Source organism: Alteromonas gracilis, from assembly GCF_036870955.2.
Lineage (GTDB): Bacteria > Pseudomonadota > Gammaproteobacteria > Enterobacterales > Alteromonadaceae > Alteromonas > Alteromonas gracilis_A.
Window position 1 is genome coordinate 4,259,938 of record NZ_CP145482.2, and the last position, 18,587, is coordinate 4,278,524.

Sequence of the window (18,587 nt, forward strand, 5' to 3'; positions counted from 1 at the left end):
CGAAGCAAAATTACGCGATAACCCTATACACCACCAGTATCATTTACTTAAAAGTCATAGCTAATATTTATATAAAAACATCATAATACCCATCAATACGATGCATCATTTTCTATCCATTAGATGAATACAGAGAAAAACGAACAAAAAATAACCACACGTAAAGGCATAGAGAAGCAAAAAAGAAGAAGCGGTGGTGTTGGAATCGACTTAACCAAATGCTTTAAAAAAGCCGATGTTTAAAAATTTGTTAAAAAAATATGGGGGATTTTACAAACAGGTTCGTCTTGAAGAGTTAACAGCGAAATGCTGTAAGAAAAGGTTTTATGGGGTGCACACCATAAAGCGCATTAAAACTAACTTTTAGGACACACACCATCATGTATAGGAAAACCAAGCTTGCATGCTCAGTGGCAGCAGTTTTAGCGTCAGCTATTTCTGCCAATAGTGCATTTGCCCAAGACGCGCAACCCAACAAAGACGTAGAAGTGATTGAGGTAAGTGGTATTCGTTCATCGGTAGCAAAATCGATGGATGTTAAACGCAGTTCCGCAGGTGTTGTAGATGCGATAAGTGCTGAAGACATTGGTGCTTTTCCCGATACCAACTTAGCTGAATCACTTCAACGTATAACAGGCGTTTCCATTGACCGTTCTGGCGGTGAAGGGCAGCTTATCACCGTTCGTGGTTTTGGCCCGCAGTTCAATACGGTGCTTGTCAACGGCCGTCAAATGGCATCAGAGAATGATTCGCGCGCGTTTAGCTTCGACACGATTGCCTCTGAGCTTGTCAGTAGTCTTGACGTACATAAAACGTCTACGGCCACTATGCAATCAGGTGGTGTGGGTTCAACGATCAATATTAATACAGCACGTCCTTTCGCACTGAACGGCTTCAAAATGGCTGGTTCAGTAAAAGGTGTTTATGACGAAAACAGTGAAGAAACCACGCCACAGTTTTCAGGGCTAATTAGCAACACCTTTAACGATGATACCTTTGGTGTTTTGCTAGCCGTATCGCACCAAGAACGTAAAACACGTCTTAACCAGGCGCAAATGGACGGTTGGCTTGAAAACGTTGGTGTACCAAACCCTGTGACCGAATCGGGCCAAGCATGGACAGGCAATGTGTTCTCGCCACGCAACTACGATCATAAAGTGACTTTTGAAGAGCGAACGCGTACCAACGCCAATCTAGTGCTTCAATACGCACCTAACGATAAACTTGTGGTTACTGCTGATGCGCTTTATTCCGACTTTGATGTGGAATCAGAAGCCACCTCTTACGGACACTGGTTTACTGCGCCAAACATTCAAGGTGTAGGCGATGACGGTAGTCTGTTTGACGAAAACGGCAACCGCCGCAGCCCAACGGTTGATGCAAACGGTACAGTTATAGATTTGTACCAAGAAGTGGGTTTGGCAACAGACATGCACGCCAAAACCTTCGACCGTTTAACCGAAACCTATGCAGTGGGGCTTAACTTCGACTATCAGTATTCTGATAACCTGAACTTGTCATTCGATCTTAGCCACTCAGAAGCAGAGCGTGAAGCCAACAATGGAGGCGGCGATCAATTATCACTTATTGGTTACGCAAACCGTGTACGTTTTCAGGTCGACGACAATATATTGCCATTGGCAAGCATGTTTGCTTCACCTAACGCTGGCATATACAGCGGACAACAAGAGCTAGACGGCGCTATCATTTCAGGCCCAGACGGTTTCCCCATGTATAACCCAGCACTTTCTCCGGCTGGCGTAAGCAATCACCTTGATGAAGCCAACAGCCGCGCCCACGTAATGCTGCGTCGTGGATGGGCAGTAGAAGATGAAGTTAGCCAGCTACGTTTTGACGGCGAATATGTCACAGACGGTAGCGGTCTGACAGAGATTCGCTTTGGCGCGCAGTACAGCACAGAGACCAAATCGCTAACGCGCTGGGACAACGAAGGCGTCGGTATTCACTGTACTTACTGTGGTTATCCTGACTTACCTGAAATTCCAGCAGGCAGCCAATACATTTTTAACGCTGGTAGCGACTTCCTGTCTGACGTGAGTGGCAGCGGACGTATGCCAACTTCTTGGTTAGCCCACGATGGTGAAGCGAACTTTGCGTTTCTAGAGTCTTATTACCAAGACGTAAATGGCGAAGCCATTAGTTTTGATGCGGTGCGTCGCAACAACAGCTTTGAGGTAGAAGAGGACATTATCTCTACTTACCTCGAGTTCGACTTTGAAGGCGAAGTGGCAGACATGTTCTTAAGTGCAACAGCAGGTGTGCGCTACGAAATGACAGACGTTACCGTAAACGGCACTCAAGCCCCCATTACTGGCCTGACTATTTTGGATCAAACCGAAATGCTGGCTGGTTTCGGTGACGCGCAAAGCATCGCGACTGAATCAGACTATGACGTACTGCTGCCTAACTTCAGTGTGCGTTTAGAAATTACTGATGACTTAATCGCACGCTTTGCCGCGAGTTCAACCATTACTCGACCAACGCTTAATAGCATGTCGCCAGTAACGGTTATTACCACCACGCGTCAGGGCGGTGATTTAACCTCAACCAGCGGTAACCCAGCACTTGAACCGTTTAAGTCAGATAACCTCGACTTATCGCTTGAATACTATTACGACGAAGCAAGCTATGCCTCAATTGGCTACTTCAGAAAGCTGGTTTCGAACTTCATCGTGAACAGTCAAGAAGACAAAACGTTTGAGCTTACCGATGGCAGCTTGCTGACTGACCCGTCAACGGGCAGCAATACGGGCGCGCCAGATGCCAGTGATGCCGTAGCGGTATTTACAAACACGTTACCAAACAACGGTGAAGACGCCACGGTAGACGGTTTTGAGATTGCGCTTCAGCACACGTTCGACAGCGGCTTTGGTGTACTTGCCAACGGTACGATTGTTGACAGTGATGCCGAACTAGATCCGTTCGATATTAACCAAGTATTTGCGCTAACTGGGTTGAGTGATTCTTACAACTTAGTGGCTTTTTATGAAACTGACGACTATCAAATTCGCCTTGCCTACAACTGGCGTGACGAATTTGTTCAGTCGTTAACACAAGGGCAGGGTGACGGCCCAACCATTGTTGAGTCTTATCAACAACTTGACATTAGCGGTAGCTACAGCGTGACAGACAATGTAGAAATTTTCTTTGAAGGTATTAACCTTACTGAAGAATTTGTACACAAACGCGGTCGCTTCGCTAATCACTTGTTGTTGGTTGAAGACAGCGGCAGACGTTGGGCTCTCGGTGTGCGCGGAAACTTTTAATTTCGCGTAATTAGGGCCAGCGTTTGTTGGCTCTATATTCGTGGCTACCACTTGGTAGCCACAGTTTTTAATTAGGAAAGCAATATGACAGCAACAACACCTATCACGCACATTGTAGTAGTTGGAGGTGGCAGCGCTGGGTGGCTGACCGCAGGTCGTATTGCGGCGCAGCATCACTGCGCCACACGCAAGAACATTAAAGTTACCTTGGTTGAAAGCCCCAACGTACCCATCATTGGCGTAGGTGAAGGCACATGGCCAACCATGCGCTCAACACTTATTGCGCTGGGCATAAGTGAAACCACCTTTATCAAAGAATGCGATGCCACCTTTAAACAAGGGGCCAAATTTGCGAAGTGGACGACCGGAGAAGAAGACGACTTCTACTATCATCCATTGATGCTGCCGCAAGGTTTTTCACAAGGGAATTTGGGGCCTTACTGGCAAACGGTAGCGCCCGATTTAAATGAGTCATTCTCACAAGCCGTATGCGTTCAAGAAGCCATATGCGAAGCAGGCTGTGCACCTAAGAGTATTCGCCACGCAGAATTCGCAGGCACGGCAAACTATGCCTACCATTTGGACGCGGGAAAGTTCACTTCCTTTTTAACCAAACATTGCACTGAAAACCTAGGCGTTAACCATGTTTTAGCCGATGTGAGCCAAGTGCAAAGCGCAGATAATGGCGACATTAAGGCACTTCATACGCAGCAAGGTGTCGTTATTAATGGCGATTTGTTTGTAGACTGCACGGGCTTTAAATCGCTCTTGTTGGGCGAACACTACAAAGTGCCCTTTATCCCTTGCGACGATGTGTTATTTATCGACCAAGCGCTAGCGGTACATGTACCTTACGAGAACGCGCAAAGCCCTATTGCGTCACACACCATTTCCACTGCAAAAGACGCTGGTTGGGTGTGGGATATTGGGTTACAGTCCCGTCGTGGTGTAGGCCACGTATATTCAAGCCGTCATCAGAGTAAAGACGACGCCTATGCACGACTAGACGCCTACGTACGCCAAACCAGTGCGTTAGATGGGATTGATGGTTTGAATGTAAAGGACATTACTATTCAAAGTGGTCACAGACAGCGCTTTTGGCAAAACAACTGTGTTGCCGTTGGCTTGGCAGCAGGCTTTTTAGAGCCCCTTGAAGCATCAGCGCTGGTATTAGTGGAACTGTCCGCGTCAATGATTGCCGAGCAACTGCTAGCAAACCGCGCGGTTATGGATATTGTGGCTAAACGCTTTAACGATACTTTTTCGTATCGCTGGGCACGCATTATCGACTTTTTAAAGCTGCACTATATGTTAAGCAAGCGCGATGACAGCGCGTTTTGGCGAGACAACCGTGATAGCCAGACTATCCCTGACTCACTCAAAGAGCTATTGGCACTGTGGCAATACCACCCGCCAAGCGATAAAGATTTCACCAGTAACAATGAAGTATTCCCAGCAGCAAGCTATCAGTATGTACTCTACGGCATGGGCTTTACCTCTGAGCTTGGTGCACATCAGCAGTGGGTGAATGCCGACTTTGCTTACCAACAGCTATTGCAAAATAGAAAAGCACGCGCCATGGCCGTAGAAAAGCTGCCACAACATCGCGAGCTAATTAATAAAATTCACCAGTTCGGCTTACAAGCCGTTTAATCGACTAACCAGAAAAAGGACCCGCGTATGACAAACATGGTTGCTATTAATAATAAAGAGCATGCAGGCCTTAAAGTCACTAACGACGCTTTGAACCTTAGCGCTAATCAGCACCTAGTGCCCGTCGTAGTGTCTGAGCTAAACAAACTTGTGGTGCACTATCCTGTTGTGATCACCAAATCAGATGACTCGGGTCAATTTGGCTTTTCGGCGTTACTTGGGTTTGAAGAAAACGAGAATTTATTTTGGCAACAAGGCCAGTGGGATGGGGTTTATGTTCCTGCACAGTTTGAGCGCCTGCCTTTTTATGTGGGCACAGAGCCGTCAAATACAAACGCACAGGCTAACCGCGTGCTGTGCATCGATATGGACAATTCATCGGTCAATGAACAAGACGGTAGCTCACTTTTTGATAACATGGGTGAACCAACGTCTTACCTTGTAGAAAAACAGCAAATATTGGCACAGCTGCTTGATGGCGAAACGCAAAATCAACGTTTTATCGCCGCGCTAGTGCAACACAATCTTATTACGCCATTTACTCTCGACATTACGTTTGAAAACGAAAGCAAAACCTCAATTACCGGGCTGTACACCATAGACGAAGACAAGCTTGCGGCACTAAGCTCACACGCCATTGCCGATTTACATGCGCAAAATATGTTGCAAAGTATATATACGCTGGTAGCGTCAAATGCACAGATTTACGCGCTTATTGATAAAAAGAATAAAGCGAACAAAAACGCAGACGCATGGTTTCAAACTACCAACTAATTAACGTGGGCGAACACGCCACGCCGGTCATTGTTATAGATGACTTTTTGCCTGATGCGCAAAGCATGGTCGACGTTATCGCGAAGCATCATCGCTTTGAGAAAAAAACAGATGACTTTTACCCTGGTGTAAGAAGTCATGCGCCCGATGCGTATGTCGCTCACCTGCATCGCACGTTGCCCGCACTGTTCGCTGGAATAAACGGGGCTTTGGTCGATACCTCTCAGCCTCAGCTGGCAATGGCGCAGCTTTCTATTGCCAACCAACATCCAAGCCAGCTATCTCCCATTCAGTGTATTCCTCATATTGATACTCAACGCGATAATGAATGGGCGTTAGTTCACTATTTGTTTTGTGCTCCTTTAGGGGGCACAGCCTTCTATCGACACAAAGAAACGGGGCTAGAACGGGTTAATGCCAACCAATATCATCACTATTTTTCTACACTAAAGCGCCAAGCCACCTCTGTGGGCTTGCCTGCTAAAGCGTACATCAATGGTGATACCGCGATGTTTAAACAAATCGCCTGTGTAGAGGCGCAGTTTAATCGTGCGCTACTCTACCCCGCGAACTTGCTGCATAGCGGCTGTTTACCTAATGACATAGACCAAACGGCTTCACATGGTCGTCATCTCGATATCAAACATACGAGGCTCACTGCCAATGCCAGCATTCTTTTTTAACTAGCATTCTGTTGCTGTGTAGTCAGAATGCTTATTGAGAAACGCCTTTAGCTGACAACTTAATAGAAGCAATCTCGTTGTCACCCTTCACTTCTATTGGCTGCATTAACCCATCAATAGCGAAGGAGATTTTTTCATAGCTTCTACCACCATGCTCTCTGGCTACTTCCACATGCAAAACTAGCGGTTTGTCGATGGCTGTATTGCCGTAATCATCCAGCCCATCCCATACGATGTGAAGCGGCGTGTTTTTCTTCGTTGCACCGGAAAAGCCATCAATCAAGCTTTCGTAGTTGCCATCTGCTTCTTTTCGACCAATCTCTTTTCTTCCAATTCTCCGCCACCACGTGCGCAGTTCGCTTAGCCAACGTTCACTGGTACCTCGAAGCGCTAAGCTTTTGACTAGTCGATTTTTGTCATCGCTTATCCACACACTCACGTATGGCCCGCGATAATCCGCAATGTCAAACACAGGTAGCGCGACATCTATTATTATTCCATTACTCGCAGCACCCGTTTTATCACTTACGGCTGTGCGAGAGGCAAAGGTATCGCTTGTAAATACCCGTCCATTTGCATCGACTAGCTTTAGGGCAAGCGAGGGCTGCGAATTCACTAGATCTAGCGACTGCTGCGCCGTTTTCGTTGCGCCAAAATGTAGCAGCAATGCAGCATCAAACGCGTTACTAGCAAGTGCCGTCACTTCAAAACGCGCGCTTGGCCAGCCATCGCTATGGCTTATCACGCCTTTTTCTTGCGATGCAACATGCGTATCTGAATAGGCAGACCTTTGCCACGGCTTCAAGTGTGCCAACGTTGCGTTAGATAAACCCATCGCATGCCCATCAACCTGACTTTGCCACTTCGCATTGTTTGCAGAGAAATGCGTTTGCAGCGCATCCACACTTATATGAAATTCAGAAACCCCAGCCGACGAGAGAAAATCAGCAATGCGCTCTACCACAAGTGCTGATGCAAAGGTGGTTAAATCCCACTGAATAGGCGCTGAAAACGCGATAGTATTGTTTTTGTGAAACGCTACTTCGGCAATTCTGGCCACGCGTGCAAGGCGCCTGACTTCGCGACGCGAGAGCGACTTACCCGTCTTATCGTTGTCTGTAATTAAACTTGTGCTTGAAACGCCGCTTTTACCCTGGCTGTAGTCACGCCAATAATCATACAATGCGCCATTACGACAGCTTATATTTCCTTCGGTTTTTTGGAACCATTTTTCGCACCGCTCAATGGCGTTATAAAGCCATGTTGGCAATGGCGTAGAATCGCCTTGGTTTAACGCGTAAAGCGCACCATGAATGTTGTTTCTGTCTAATGAAAGATAAGTATCTCTTATCAGCACTTCAATGTTAGTTCGCTGAACTTCATTTAGCGTGCTATTGCCATCAAACGTGATAACAGGGGCAGACTGGCCGTTGGGCGCGGGAAATGTATATGACTCGGCAAAAGCCGAAACACTAGCAGCCAACGCCGCTAGTGCTGTTATTAATAATAAACTACGCAAGGCCATTATTCGCTAACTTGTGCCGTAGCGGTCGTATTTTGCTCACGCTCTCGCGGCTTAGGAGCAGGATCTGCAAGCGTTAGAAAGCCATCGCCATTTGTGTCATAGCGATTAAATGCTGCAAAGCCCGATACCATATACTCGGCAAAGGTCATCTTCTTGTTTTCGTCAGTATCTAACACACCAAAGCGTACATAGGTTTGCTTAATTTGCCCGTCGTACGTTTTCTTAATTTGAGCATCAAGCCTATCTTCAAACTCTAGTACATACTCTTGCTCGGTAAGCATCCCGTCACTGTTTTCGTCTGTACGCTGAAACTGTGCTTCGCGAACAGCATTAAACTCGTCTTTAGTCACAACATCATCGCCATTTTGATCATAAAGCGTCACAAAGCCTTCAATATTGTGGCTTGTTGGCATACGTAACATAGGGCGCTGCTTAAGTGTAGGCGCGCTATCGGCATCACTTTGCGAGGTGCGACGTGGGACTGGCTCAGGGTCACCTTTCGCAACAACGCCATCTTTGTCGGTATCCATACGGGCAAAGCTGAGCTCGCCCACGGCTTCAACTTCGTCTAAGGTAATGTGATCATCGTCATTTTTGTCTACCGCATGAAAACGGATATGCGTTTGCTTCACCGAGGCTTTTCTGTCTTTAGCCAAGCGCGTTTCCATTTTGCCTTCCCACTCGTACACATACTCGCTCTCATCAAGCACGCCATCACCATTCTTGTCAGAGGCAGCAAATCGCGCACGGCGTGCATCAACAAATTCCTCTAAAGGCAGAGACTGATCTTTGTTTAAGTCGTAGGTAAGAATAATGCCGCTCGCGCTGTGCGGGGCCGCCGTAACGGTGCCTCCTAAAGCCACTGCGCCTGCCGCGATAAGGAGTGCAGTTTTCACTGCTGTGGTTACTTGTTTCATTGTTGTTGTCTCCGGTCTGCGTTGTGATTAAAAGGCTTCGAAAGAAAGTGTGGTGGTATAGCTATACGTAGGCACATCAGCGCCTTTTGGCGCATCGGTACGCAAGCGAACCTGCATCAAATAAACGCCTTGTTTTTCAGGGGTAAACGACGCTTCTCCGGCGTTGTTCGTAGTGACTTTTTCCACATCCGACTCTTCGGCAAACTGGTCTTTGCCTTCATAAAATGCCACTTCGTGATTCGCAACTGGTTCGCCGTTGTAAAGCACGTTAAAGTCGAAACTCTCGCCGCTAAAAAGGCTGTTAGGGTGCATAACGGGGACTATCTCAAGCCCTTCGTTGCGCGGTTTGAGGGCAGTCTCAGTCGGGCCTTTTTTGGTGACATAGGTACTAGCGAAGGTAACGGACTGAAAGTGTTCAGTAAGCTCTGCACCTTCTGGCAATGGTTCATCGTTACCGCGCACTGAACCTCGTTCACCATCTTTCATGTAAACACGAAACACTGCGCCCATTCGCTTACCGGTAGAAAAGTGATACGTACCCTCTTCTTCTAGGGTGTGCTCAAGCACATTGCGCGTAGACAAGTTAACCACCTCATCCACATTCTGTTTTTTACCACTTGGCGTTATCACTTCAAATGACGCGTTGGAAACGGCCGCTTCTGGCACGAAAAACTGTTCTGCGAACGAAGCGTCTAGCGTTATTTTGCCGCCGCGAACAGGTTCAAACTGAAGTGGCTTTAGGTAAGCAACGTGAGCCAATGCACTGCCACTAAGACAGCTGGCAAGCAACAAGTTAAGGCTGATAAGCGAGTGTTTTTTCATGGTGTTTTTTTGTTCTGGTAGTGAAAAAGTGAAAATATACTATTGCAAATGATAATTGTTATCAATAGTATTTAGATCAAATTTTGACACCGGAATGTGTCGGGTCTCGTTTTGACAGGCACGAGAAAACAACACGAAACATTTCATTCACACTCTAGATTATTTGGGAAAGACATGACTTTTAGACTCTCTTTAGTTTCTATTGCATTAGGCTGTGCGCTATCACTACCCGCTGCTGCACAACAAACTGAACTGGCGGTGACCAAAGCAGAAAGCGAAGAGACGCTTACCACCACAGTTGAGGCTGTACTTGATGCTGACGCCCTGTCAAAGCGTTCTATTACTAATATAGAAGACACCGCGCGCTATATTCCGGGTGTTCAAGTAAGCGATACTGGCAACCGTTTTGGTAACGATGGCTTCAATATTCGCGGTTTAGAAGGCGACGCCGTCGCTATCACCATTGACGGTGTAAACCAGGGTGAAACACTCAACCCAGGCTCATTTGCCGCCTATGGCATGTTTGGTTCGAGTCGAGGCGAAGTAGAAATTGAACACGTAAAAGCCGTAACCATCACCAAAGGGCCCAGCGCTGTAGCACAAGGCTCAGGCTCGCTTGCTGGCTCAGTGACTTATGTTACTAACGATGCTGCTGACTTTTTACCAGACGCTGGCGATGATACAACGTACAAGCTGAAAACTGGCTTTGACGCACGCTCGGACGAATGGTTAGTACATGGCACTTTAGCAAATAGAACGGGCAAACTAGACTCGCTCATTCAATACACCATGCGAGACAGCAATGAAGTACAAGCCCACGACAACGGTGCGGATATTGACGGGCCGGGCCGCGGTCAAGCCGACCCGATGGACAGTCAAGTTGACGCATTACTCTTAAAGTTCGCTTACAACCTTTCAGATACCCAACAAGTGGGCGTGGTGTACGAAAACACCGAGCGCGAAACTGATGGTATCCCACTATCACGTCAAAGCAGCGTGTACTTCGACTTCACGTCTCAAGACGAGAATAACCGTGAGCGCATTGGTGCATTTTATACCGATACCAACCTGAATACGCTACTAGCAGACAGCGTTGATATTCGCGTTAATTACCAAGAACTTTACACTTCAGGCGTGACTAACTTTTTATTCGTAAGTGGTGGCGCTGACCCCATTTTGCGCTCTGAAGACCGCAACTTTACCCAAGAGCAGTTGAGCTTCAACATCGATTTTGCCAAGTCGATTAACGGCGACGTGAACCACGAAGTTATTTATGGCGTGAGCTATCAGCGCGTTGATGCGATTGCAGAAATGTTTGACCGCCGCTTTGCAGGCACAACGGTTGACAGCCGGTATTTTAGATGGCTACCCCATTCGCGACCAAAGCTTTGTGCCTGAGTCAGAAAAAACAGTGTTTACCGCTTATCTTGCTGACACGGTTACCTTAAGCGATGTACTCACCGTGAACGCAGGTCTTAGATACGATACGACAGAATACACGCCAACCATTGACGATACGTTTTCGGACCCGACAGGCCTAAGTATTCAAGACGCTGACTTTAGTGCTGTTGTAGGTGAACTAGGTGCGACCTACACCTTTGCGCCAGGTCATTCACTTAATGCGCGAATTTCGCAAGGCTACCAAGCCCCTACTCTTCAAGACCTATACTTTGGCACCAACTCAGGTGACGAAGCAGTAGACATAGTGACGGGCGATACATTTATTGACCTTGACCGTATTGCCAACGGTGAACTAGATGCCCAAGAGTCAATGAACTATGAGCTAACCTACATAGGTAATTTTGAAAAAGGTAACGTGAGTGTGTCTGTATTTAGAACCGACTACACCAACATGATTCAAGATGAAACCTTCTCAAACCCATATGATGCGGTACTTACGCAGCAAGTTTGTAGCCGCTTCGGCTGCACTATAGAAGTAAGCAGTGAAGATACGTTCACCCAGCCACAAAACACGGGCGAAATTACCGTTGATGGCATTGAAGTATCTGCGTCTTATGACTTCACATCTAATTGGCGCGGGCAATTTGCGTACACTGCGTTAAACGGTGAATACGACACGGCGTCGAGCTTTAATGATATTGACGATGACTTAGAAACGATCGCACCTGACACCGCAACCATGGCTTTATCATATGTGTCTGATAACCGTGACTGGGGGGCTGAGCTGGTTGCCATTACCAGTAAGGGCGTTGATGAAACCGCGCAAAAGAGCTTTGCATCACTTAATAACGGCGATGGCCCGGCATACTACCCAAGTGGCTACATGGTGTTCGATTTAATGGCATTTTATGACATGACCGAAAACCTGCGCTTTACCACGGCTATCTATAACTTAACCGACAAAGAGTACTATCGCTGGGAAGTCATGAATAACGTGCGCACAGGTACGGGTGGCTTTTTCTCTGGCGTTAGCGACAACGGCTATCAGCGTTTCTCAGAACCTGGTAGAAGTATAAGCGCCTACGTTACGTATCAGTTTTAATTGATACACGGCGTATTAAAAAAGCGAAGCTTGCCTTATTCAGGTGGCTTCGCTTTTTGCGTTTTTGCTAAAAATAGGTGGGGATGTGATCGAAAGTCTCTCTTAGTGCGTTAATTGGGTAATATTTTATTAGTGAGTACCTGTGATGTTTGGCCTTTTTAAATCAAACCCTACCAAAAAACTGCGCAAGCAATACGATGCTTTACTGGAAAAAGCGATGCACGCTCAGCGCAACGGCGATATAAAAACCTATTCAATGCTTACTGCCCAATCGGAAGAGCTTTGGAAAGAAATTGAGCGTTTAGAAAACCCTAAATAGACGTCAGTAGGTAAGGTTAATACCCAGGGCATAACGAGCGCTAAGCATCTTGCACTAACAATAAATGATTACTAAAACGACCGCGTTTGTGCACGGTTTCGTTGGTGAGGTTGATGCCTTCAAAGAAAACTGACAGGTGCGGATTCAGTTGGTATGACGCACTGATATCCCACTGCTCATAAGGGCTGACAAACGTAGGTTCTGTGCTTTGCGTTTGATTTAACGACTGCAGAAAGCCATCGCGATGATTCCAAGCAAGTCGCCACTGTAATGGCCCTTTTTCATAGAATAGCACCATATTTTTCGCCCCGGAGAGCCCGGTAAGTGCAAACGTAGACCGCACGTTAGCGGTGTCTAATTCGGCATTACTGTCTACAAAGCTAGCATTGGCTTGTATTCCCCATCCTGACTCACCAAACAAATGCTGTACCGCCACCTCAAGACCCTCCACCGTGGCCGAACGGCCATTGTAAGGAGAAATCACCGAAAAAAGTGCCAATTCGTCTTGTTCGTCAACATCATTGGGGTTAGTGCCTGTACTGGGGTCGGTTACGCCATTAAACGACTGTGTGCTGCTTTCACTGACAATAAAATTATCAACGGTTTTCCTGAAATACCCAACCGACAAATAACTGTTGTCTTGATAATAGTGTTCTATGGCCACATCGAGATTAGCGGCTTCGAATGGCTCTAGCTGGGCGTTACCAATGCGTGCGCGTAAGTCACCGCCTTGACGAGTAGTGGTGTAAGTGACGCCCGGAGACATCTGCTCAAGTGTGGGCCGTGTTAAGCTGTGGCTGTAGCCTGCTCGCAGTACCCACTGTTCAAGCCAGCTGGCTTTCACACTAAGACTAGGCAGCAAATTACTGTAGTTTGACGACTCGCTGATACCGACAGACGCGCCAAACTCTTGCCCTAATTCAGTTTGATCTAAAATGACCAGTGCTGTCAGTTGCTCATCAACCCCTGTTACTTTCACGTCGGTATATTCAGCGCGAAGGCCCGCATGTATATCGATAAACCAAGGGGCAAAATCTTTCTCTAGGGCAGTTTGCACATACGCAGCGTATACGGTTTCTTTTACGGCAAATGAGCTGCCTCGCGTTTCAGGTGCCAAACTCACTCCACCCGCTTGCTCTAAAAATTGAAACAGCGTATCGCCATCATGCCGCAACCACTGATTAGGAATGTGGTCGTGCCCACTTATTGAACCTAAAAAGTCGTCGCCAGCATCAAAAACACGTTGGAAACTATCAGGAATATCTGGTGAATCAAAATAACCACAAAACGTACAGTGCCTGGCGTCGGCCTCATTGTCTCGGCGTTCGTTCGCTTTCTCTCGTTGCGTAACCGCAGCGCCCATATCTAGCTTGCTATACCAGGTGTTGTCACCTAAAACGCTAACATTAATTTTTGCTTGCCCAATATCGTCCTCAATACTCCAACCACGCCGCAACATAACGTGCGCTCGCCCATTGGCAGGGTCGAGATAATGACCTACACCCACAGGCTCGCCCACTGCATTAACCTGGCTTGGATTAGCGTCTTCAAAACCAAAAATGGCAGGTAGCAGCGTATTTCGCGTGTGGTCGAATGAAGAACGGTTCAAATAGCCAAGTAGAGACAGCGCATTGCCTTCGCCATTATTGTCATCAACCGACGCTGATGAAAACGAGACATCCGCATCTAAAATAACGTTGTCAGTCACTATCCAGTTGGCATCAATGCCATAGCTGTGAAGCGAAGACGAACGATTAAATGTTCTTGCATGAAAATCGGTGGCATGGCCGCTGGTTTGTGAAAACGCTACTGCAGTGCCGTTATTATCCAGCGTAACGTTTTCAAGGTTGCTCGAGGTAAACCAGTGGCCCATTGATGTTGCAAATGTTTCCACATCAAAGGTCGACCCCAAATAATCTGCAGACAGTTCAAATGCATTACTCGGTCGATATTGCAATACAACGGTGCCATGCGGTGCGCGTACGCTCATCAAACCGCACCCGTTGGTCGTAATTGCGTGGTACATAGAGTGTATTTGACGGCCGAGATAGCTCACCATCAGGTATGTTAGTATTTACCAACCATCCATCTATTTGCGCTTCATCAAGCCGAGCTTCTCGACGATATTGATTAAACGACGCTAAAAAACCTAGGGTATTATTGAAATAGGTGTTACTAAACAGCGCTGTGGTTGAAGGCGTATAAGCTTGTGAGTTGGTGTCATACTGCATTTTCACGCTGCCAGCAGCGCGCATGCCTTTAAATGAAAGTGGTTTGGCCGTTTGAATATCAATGGTTGAACCAATGCCACCAGACTGCATCGCTGCATGGTTTTGCTTATATACGGTGACACTACTGACAATCTCTGATGCCAGTGTATCGAAGCTGAATTCACGGCCAAGCTTGTCGCTTGCCATGGGCCTGCCGTTGAGCAACACCCGGTTAAACTCAGGGCCAAAGCCACGAACCGTAACAAGTTGCCCCTCGCCTTCTGCTCGGTCAATGGCTACACCAGAAACACGCTGCAAAGCTTCTGCTAAGTTCTGATCGGGAAACTTGCCCATATCCACCGACTGAATGGTGTCTATGATCACATTGGCATTTCTTTTTATGCCTACTGATTGCGCCACGCGGGCTCGCAGCCCTCTTACCTCGATAAATTCAATGCGATAATTGCCATCTTCATCAGGCACAGTTACCAAGCTGTCGTTCTGCGCGGTTAGCCCGTTGAAAAAGCGCGACAATATATCATTGTTGTCCTTATTACCCTGCAGTGACACTATCTTTATCCGCGTATCATCAATGATTTGTGCTTGCAGTTCAGTATTCTCCAAAAGCAGCTTAATTGCTTGCTCAGAGGTATAGTTACCACTTACTTCATTTGCTAGCGTATGACGCACTTTGTTATAGGGGAACACCACCGTAAGTCCGGCTTGATTGGCGAACTCAATTAAGGCTTCGTCGGCACTTTTTGCACTAATAGAAAACGTGATTGTCGGCAAATTGGTCGCGTTCAAACTTGACGTTTGAGTGCCGTTTTCTGGTTCCGGCATTTGCTCAAAGCGGGGACGTTCGTCGATTATCGTATTATGAGATACCACAGATTGACCAAACGCTTCATGACACATACTGCTTGATACCACCCATAGCGCTAGCGAAAGGGCTCGCGGCTTAAAAGGCAGCATGGCTCGCGTTGAAGAATGGCGTTTTCCCAAAAACATGGTATCTATTATTGTCGTTATCGTTGTTTTAAATGATGGCAACCTGACCACTTATGGTGCGGCGAGATGCAGGGTACATGCATTACATGTCGTGCTTTTTTGTTTTAAACCAGCGGCGCATTATATACAACCTATTAACAAATTTAATTTTTCATTGATGTTTTTCGCACCTGTGTGAAAAATACTGGGGGAAAATGGCGCGGCAGTCGTCTATACAAATAACAACGATAAAAAAATTACAATATGCCCATAGAAACAGCCATACATAATGCCTATATGTCGGCGCGAGGGTCGATGGCAAAAATGCTATCGCGACTCGTGCCGCCAAAAGAAGTAGACGATATCCTGCAGGATACTTACGTGCGTTTGTGTCAGGCGAAGTCGACTGAGCATATTAAAGAACCTAAGTCGTTTCTGTTTAAGACAGCCAAAAACTTGGCCTACGATCATTTAAAGCGCGCAGATACGCGTATGGTTGACGACAGTACGGAAGCGGCTGCGGCGCTAGAAAGCGCCATTAGCGGTGTGGATGATGAGACCTATCACAACAATGCTACACAGCAAGAGTTTAAGTTATTTTGTGATGCAGTGCGCGCACTACCGAAACAGTGTAGACGCGCATTTGTACTGAAGAAAGTGTATGGCTACTCTCTTAAAGAGATTGCCCAAGAGTTAAGCATAAGTGAAAAAACCGTGGAAAAGCATATCGCTGAAGGGATTAAACGTTGCACCTTATTTATGAGGCGGCACACGGGCGAGCAAACGCGGCACAACAATTTAACCAACAATGGGCAACAGCACAGCGAGCGGGTATAGAGAGACGCACATGACAAAGATATCAAACAATGCATCAACAGAGTCACGCAGTAATGTGGTGCCTTTGATAAGCGACGACCAAGTGCTTGATGATGCAAGTGTATGGTTAGTTAAACTTGAAAGTGGTCTGGATGACGAGCAAACCGCCGCCCTTAAACGCTGGCTGAGCACGCCATTACACCGCGATACGTTTCTTGAAATGGCGGCATTGTGGGACAAGATGTCTGTGCTAGATGAGCTGGCTGATATTGTACCTCACGCGCCTGAATCTCAAGAGAATAACGCAACAAAACCAACACCTCGCTGGCAGCGCCCTTTCGCCGTGGCAGCATCTATCTTAATGGTCGGCGTCCTTAGCTACCAAGGCTTTAACGCAATGCACCCATCTGAACCATCAGCAGAGGTTACTCAGGTTGCGCGCTATTCATTACAAGCTTCTACTAAGCCTGGCGAACATAAAAGCATTAATCTTGAGGACGGCAGCACACTTTGGCTTAATACGAATTCACAGGTCAACATCGCCTTTACCGATTCGTCGCGAATCATTGAACTGGTAAGTGGCGAATTACATATCGAAGTTGCCAAAGACAAATCACGACCGCTAAATGTGCTGGCAGCAGGAAGGGCTATTCAAGCCGTAGGCACCGCATTTAACGTGCAGTATCATCGCGGCGACTTAGAGCTTGTAGTCACTGAAGGCGTTGTAGAAGTAGCAAACTATACCTTAAACAAGGGCACCTAAGCAACAGTTTGCTAAACCCACTTATTCAGCCTCAAGCTAACCCGCTAACCTTGGTACAGGGCCAAAAATCGTTACTTTCATTACCGAATAGCACGGTTGAGTCTATTTCGCAGGAAGACATAAGCAGTGATTTAAGCTGGCGTGAAGGTAAAATCGTTTTTCGCGGCGAGGCATTAATTGATGTCATTGAAGAGGTTAGCCGTTACACCGACAAAACCCTTGTGTTAGGCGATACATCACTTGCCAATATGCAGGTAGCGGGGCTATTTAACACCAATGATGTGGATGCGCTCATAGCAACACTGGCTGACAATTTGCAAATATCAACAGATTACACAGATTCCACCATCGTGCTGCGCCCTCGTGCATTGTGACTTACAGCAGAATAAACAAAGCTTCGCTCGCCCTTTTAGCTTCAAGCACATACAATAGCTCCTTAGTGAGAAGACAAGTAAGTACAAAGGCCTCCTTCATATGCAACTTGGTAATACGTTGAACAAGACAAAACGCAATCGTGTATTTTTGACCGTTATTGCCAGCCTAGCTTTTTTCTTTTCAGCGTCTTCGCAGGCCATCGAAGCAGGTCGATACTATTACTTTATTTCGGATAGATGTGTAGCTAAGGGCCCGCAAACACCTCAAGAGCGCGGTGCTGCAACCCCCGACATTATGTTATTTGAAGTGGTGCCAGCGGGCATTAGTGATTACTACGTTAATATGAATACCAAAGCGCTAGTTCACTATACAGAAACAGGGCAAGACCTGTTGTCCAGTCTTGAGTCTGAGCAGGCCTACACGGCGGGCAAAGCAGCGGCCGAAAAAGGTGACAGTTACGCTAAGGACGGAAGCGTAATTCATCATGATTTTATGCTGCAGCGAGAAGCCATTAGCCTTAAAACGCTTATTGAGACCCTCAATGGTTTTTCACAGCTTCAATCAGACAAAGGTTATTTCTTCAAAAAAATTGTTGGCCTTAGCGACACCAACATGATGTTTAAAGCAGTCACTCGCGTGCGCTTAACTGACAACGGCATTGACGACAGAATGCTGCTAAGCGACTACTCCAGTAGCTATTATCCATTAGATGATCAGGGTAATGCAGCTGAAACGCCATTTATATCCGTTGACCATAACCAAGCAATGCGCACTGATATACACGAACAGAATAGCCCCTACGCTATCTATACTAAGCGCTACGTGTGTGGTGAGAGGTGGGAACCGGGAAACTAGTTAACATAAACAGTGTGATTTTAATGTTGTTAATTGATTTCCCCTTCGACACATCAGAGGGTGGCTTCTACACTTACCCTATGGTTATTTGAAGG

At 46.8% G+C, this 18,587-nt stretch carries 14 protein-coding genes and 1 pseudogene; 11 read left to right on the top strand and 4 right to left on the bottom strand.

Translation table 11 applies throughout. The annotated features are described in order from the left end of the window. Positions 1-380 precede the first annotated feature (380 nt). The 4 genes from V6N89_RS20495 to V6N89_RS20510 all read left to right on the top strand — a co-directional run bounded on the left by V6N89_RS20495 (position 381) and on the right by V6N89_RS20510 (position 6,397). Entirely contained in the window at positions 381-3,287 is a 2,907-nt protein-coding gene (locus V6N89_RS20495) for a TonB-dependent receptor (protein ID WP_338519220.1), read from the top strand. 84 nt (positions 3,288-3,371) lie between these two features. After that, the gene (locus V6N89_RS20500) at positions 3,372-4,940 is read left to right on the top strand and encodes a tryptophan halogenase family protein (protein WP_346993185.1); all 1,569 of its coding nucleotides are present in this window, start codon (positions 3,372-3,374) and stop codon (positions 4,938-4,940) included. 27 nt (positions 4,941-4,967) lie between these two features. Beyond that, positions 4,968-5,714, top strand: a complete 747-nt coding sequence (locus V6N89_RS20505) for a SapC family protein (protein ID WP_338519222.1) — start codon at positions 4,968-4,970, stop codon at positions 5,712-5,714. Continuing rightward, positions 5,693-6,397: a DUF6445 family protein gene (locus V6N89_RS20510; RefSeq protein ID WP_346993186.1), complete on the top strand. Its 705-nt coding sequence runs from the start codon at positions 5,693-5,695 to the stop codon at positions 6,395-6,397. Before V6N89_RS20505 ends, V6N89_RS20510 begins: the two co-directional genes overlap by 22 nt. A gap of 31 nt (positions 6,398-6,428) precedes the next feature. Here the strand turns inward: V6N89_RS20510 and V6N89_RS20515 are convergent, their stop codons facing one another. From V6N89_RS20515 to V6N89_RS20525, 3 genes are read right to left on the bottom strand one after another with little or no spacing between them, the layout of a single operon-like run. After that, positions 6,429-7,922, bottom strand: a complete 1,494-nt coding sequence (locus V6N89_RS20515; RefSeq protein ID WP_431189747.1) for a DUF2271 domain-containing protein — start codon at positions 7,920-7,922, stop codon at positions 6,429-6,431. After that, positions 7,922-8,839, bottom strand: a complete 918-nt coding sequence (locus V6N89_RS20520) for a calcium-binding protein (protein ID WP_338519230.1) — start codon at positions 8,837-8,839, stop codon at positions 7,922-7,924. The genes V6N89_RS20515 and V6N89_RS20520 overlap by 1 nt, the downstream gene beginning before the upstream one ends. A 27-nt stretch (positions 8,840-8,866) precedes the next feature. Next, a complete protein-coding gene (locus tag V6N89_RS20525) occupies positions 8,867-9,661 on the bottom strand; it encodes a DUF4198 domain-containing protein (protein ID WP_346993188.1) in 795 nt (264 codons plus the stop codon). Positions 9,662-9,835: 174 nt separating this feature from the next. Here V6N89_RS20525 and V6N89_RS20530 point away from each other — a divergent pair, with 174 nt between their 5' ends. The 3 genes from V6N89_RS20530 to V6N89_RS20540 all read left to right on the top strand — a co-directional run bounded on the left by V6N89_RS20530 (position 9,836) and on the right by V6N89_RS20540 (position 12,483). Further along, positions 9,836-11,059 carry a TonB-dependent receptor plug domain-containing protein gene (locus tag V6N89_RS20530; RefSeq protein WP_346993189.1) on the top strand — a complete coding sequence of 408 codons (1,224 nt, stop codon included), beginning with the start codon at positions 9,836-9,838 and terminating at the stop codon, positions 11,057-11,059. Next, the gene (locus V6N89_RS20535; protein WP_346993190.1) at positions 11,004-12,164 is read left to right on the top strand and encodes a TonB-dependent receptor domain-containing protein; all 1,161 of its coding nucleotides are present in this window, start codon (positions 11,004-11,006) and stop codon (positions 12,162-12,164) included. The genes V6N89_RS20530 and V6N89_RS20535 overlap by 56 nt, the downstream gene beginning before the upstream one ends. Before the next feature lie 145 nt (positions 12,165-12,309). After that, a complete protein-coding gene (locus V6N89_RS20540) occupies positions 12,310-12,483 on the top strand; it encodes a DUF6435 family protein (RefSeq protein ID WP_159625672.1) in 174 nt (57 codons plus the stop codon). Positions 12,484-12,486: 3 nt separating this feature from the next. Here V6N89_RS20540 and V6N89_RS21900 read toward each other — a convergent pair. Beyond that, positions 12,487-15,536: pseudogene (locus tag V6N89_RS21900) on the bottom strand (TonB-dependent receptor). Between the two features lie 411 nt (positions 15,537-15,947). On the opposite strand from V6N89_RS21900, the gene V6N89_RS20555 reads away from it, so the two are divergent. From V6N89_RS20555 to V6N89_RS20570, 4 genes are all read left to right on the top strand, one after another. Then, positions 15,948-16,520, top strand: a complete 573-nt coding sequence (locus V6N89_RS20555; protein ID WP_431189748.1) for a sigma-70 family RNA polymerase sigma factor — start codon at positions 15,948-15,950, stop codon at positions 16,518-16,520. 10 nt (positions 16,521-16,530) lie between these two features. Continuing rightward, positions 16,531-17,262, top strand: coding sequence for a FecR family protein (locus V6N89_RS20560; RefSeq protein ID WP_338519244.1), 732 nt, complete (start codon positions 16,531-16,533; stop codon positions 17,260-17,262). Positions 17,263-17,270: 8 nt separating this feature from the next. Next, positions 17,271-17,636 carry a hypothetical protein gene (locus tag V6N89_RS20565; protein ID WP_338519246.1) on the top strand — a complete coding sequence of 122 codons (366 nt, stop codon included), beginning with the start codon at positions 17,271-17,273 and terminating at the stop codon, positions 17,634-17,636. 100 nt (positions 17,637-17,736) lie between these two features. After that, positions 17,737-18,492 carry a hypothetical protein gene (locus tag V6N89_RS20570; protein WP_338519247.1) on the top strand — a complete coding sequence of 252 codons (756 nt, stop codon included), beginning with the start codon at positions 17,737-17,739 and terminating at the stop codon, positions 18,490-18,492. The last annotated feature ends 95 nt before the right edge of the window (positions 18,493-18,587 follow it).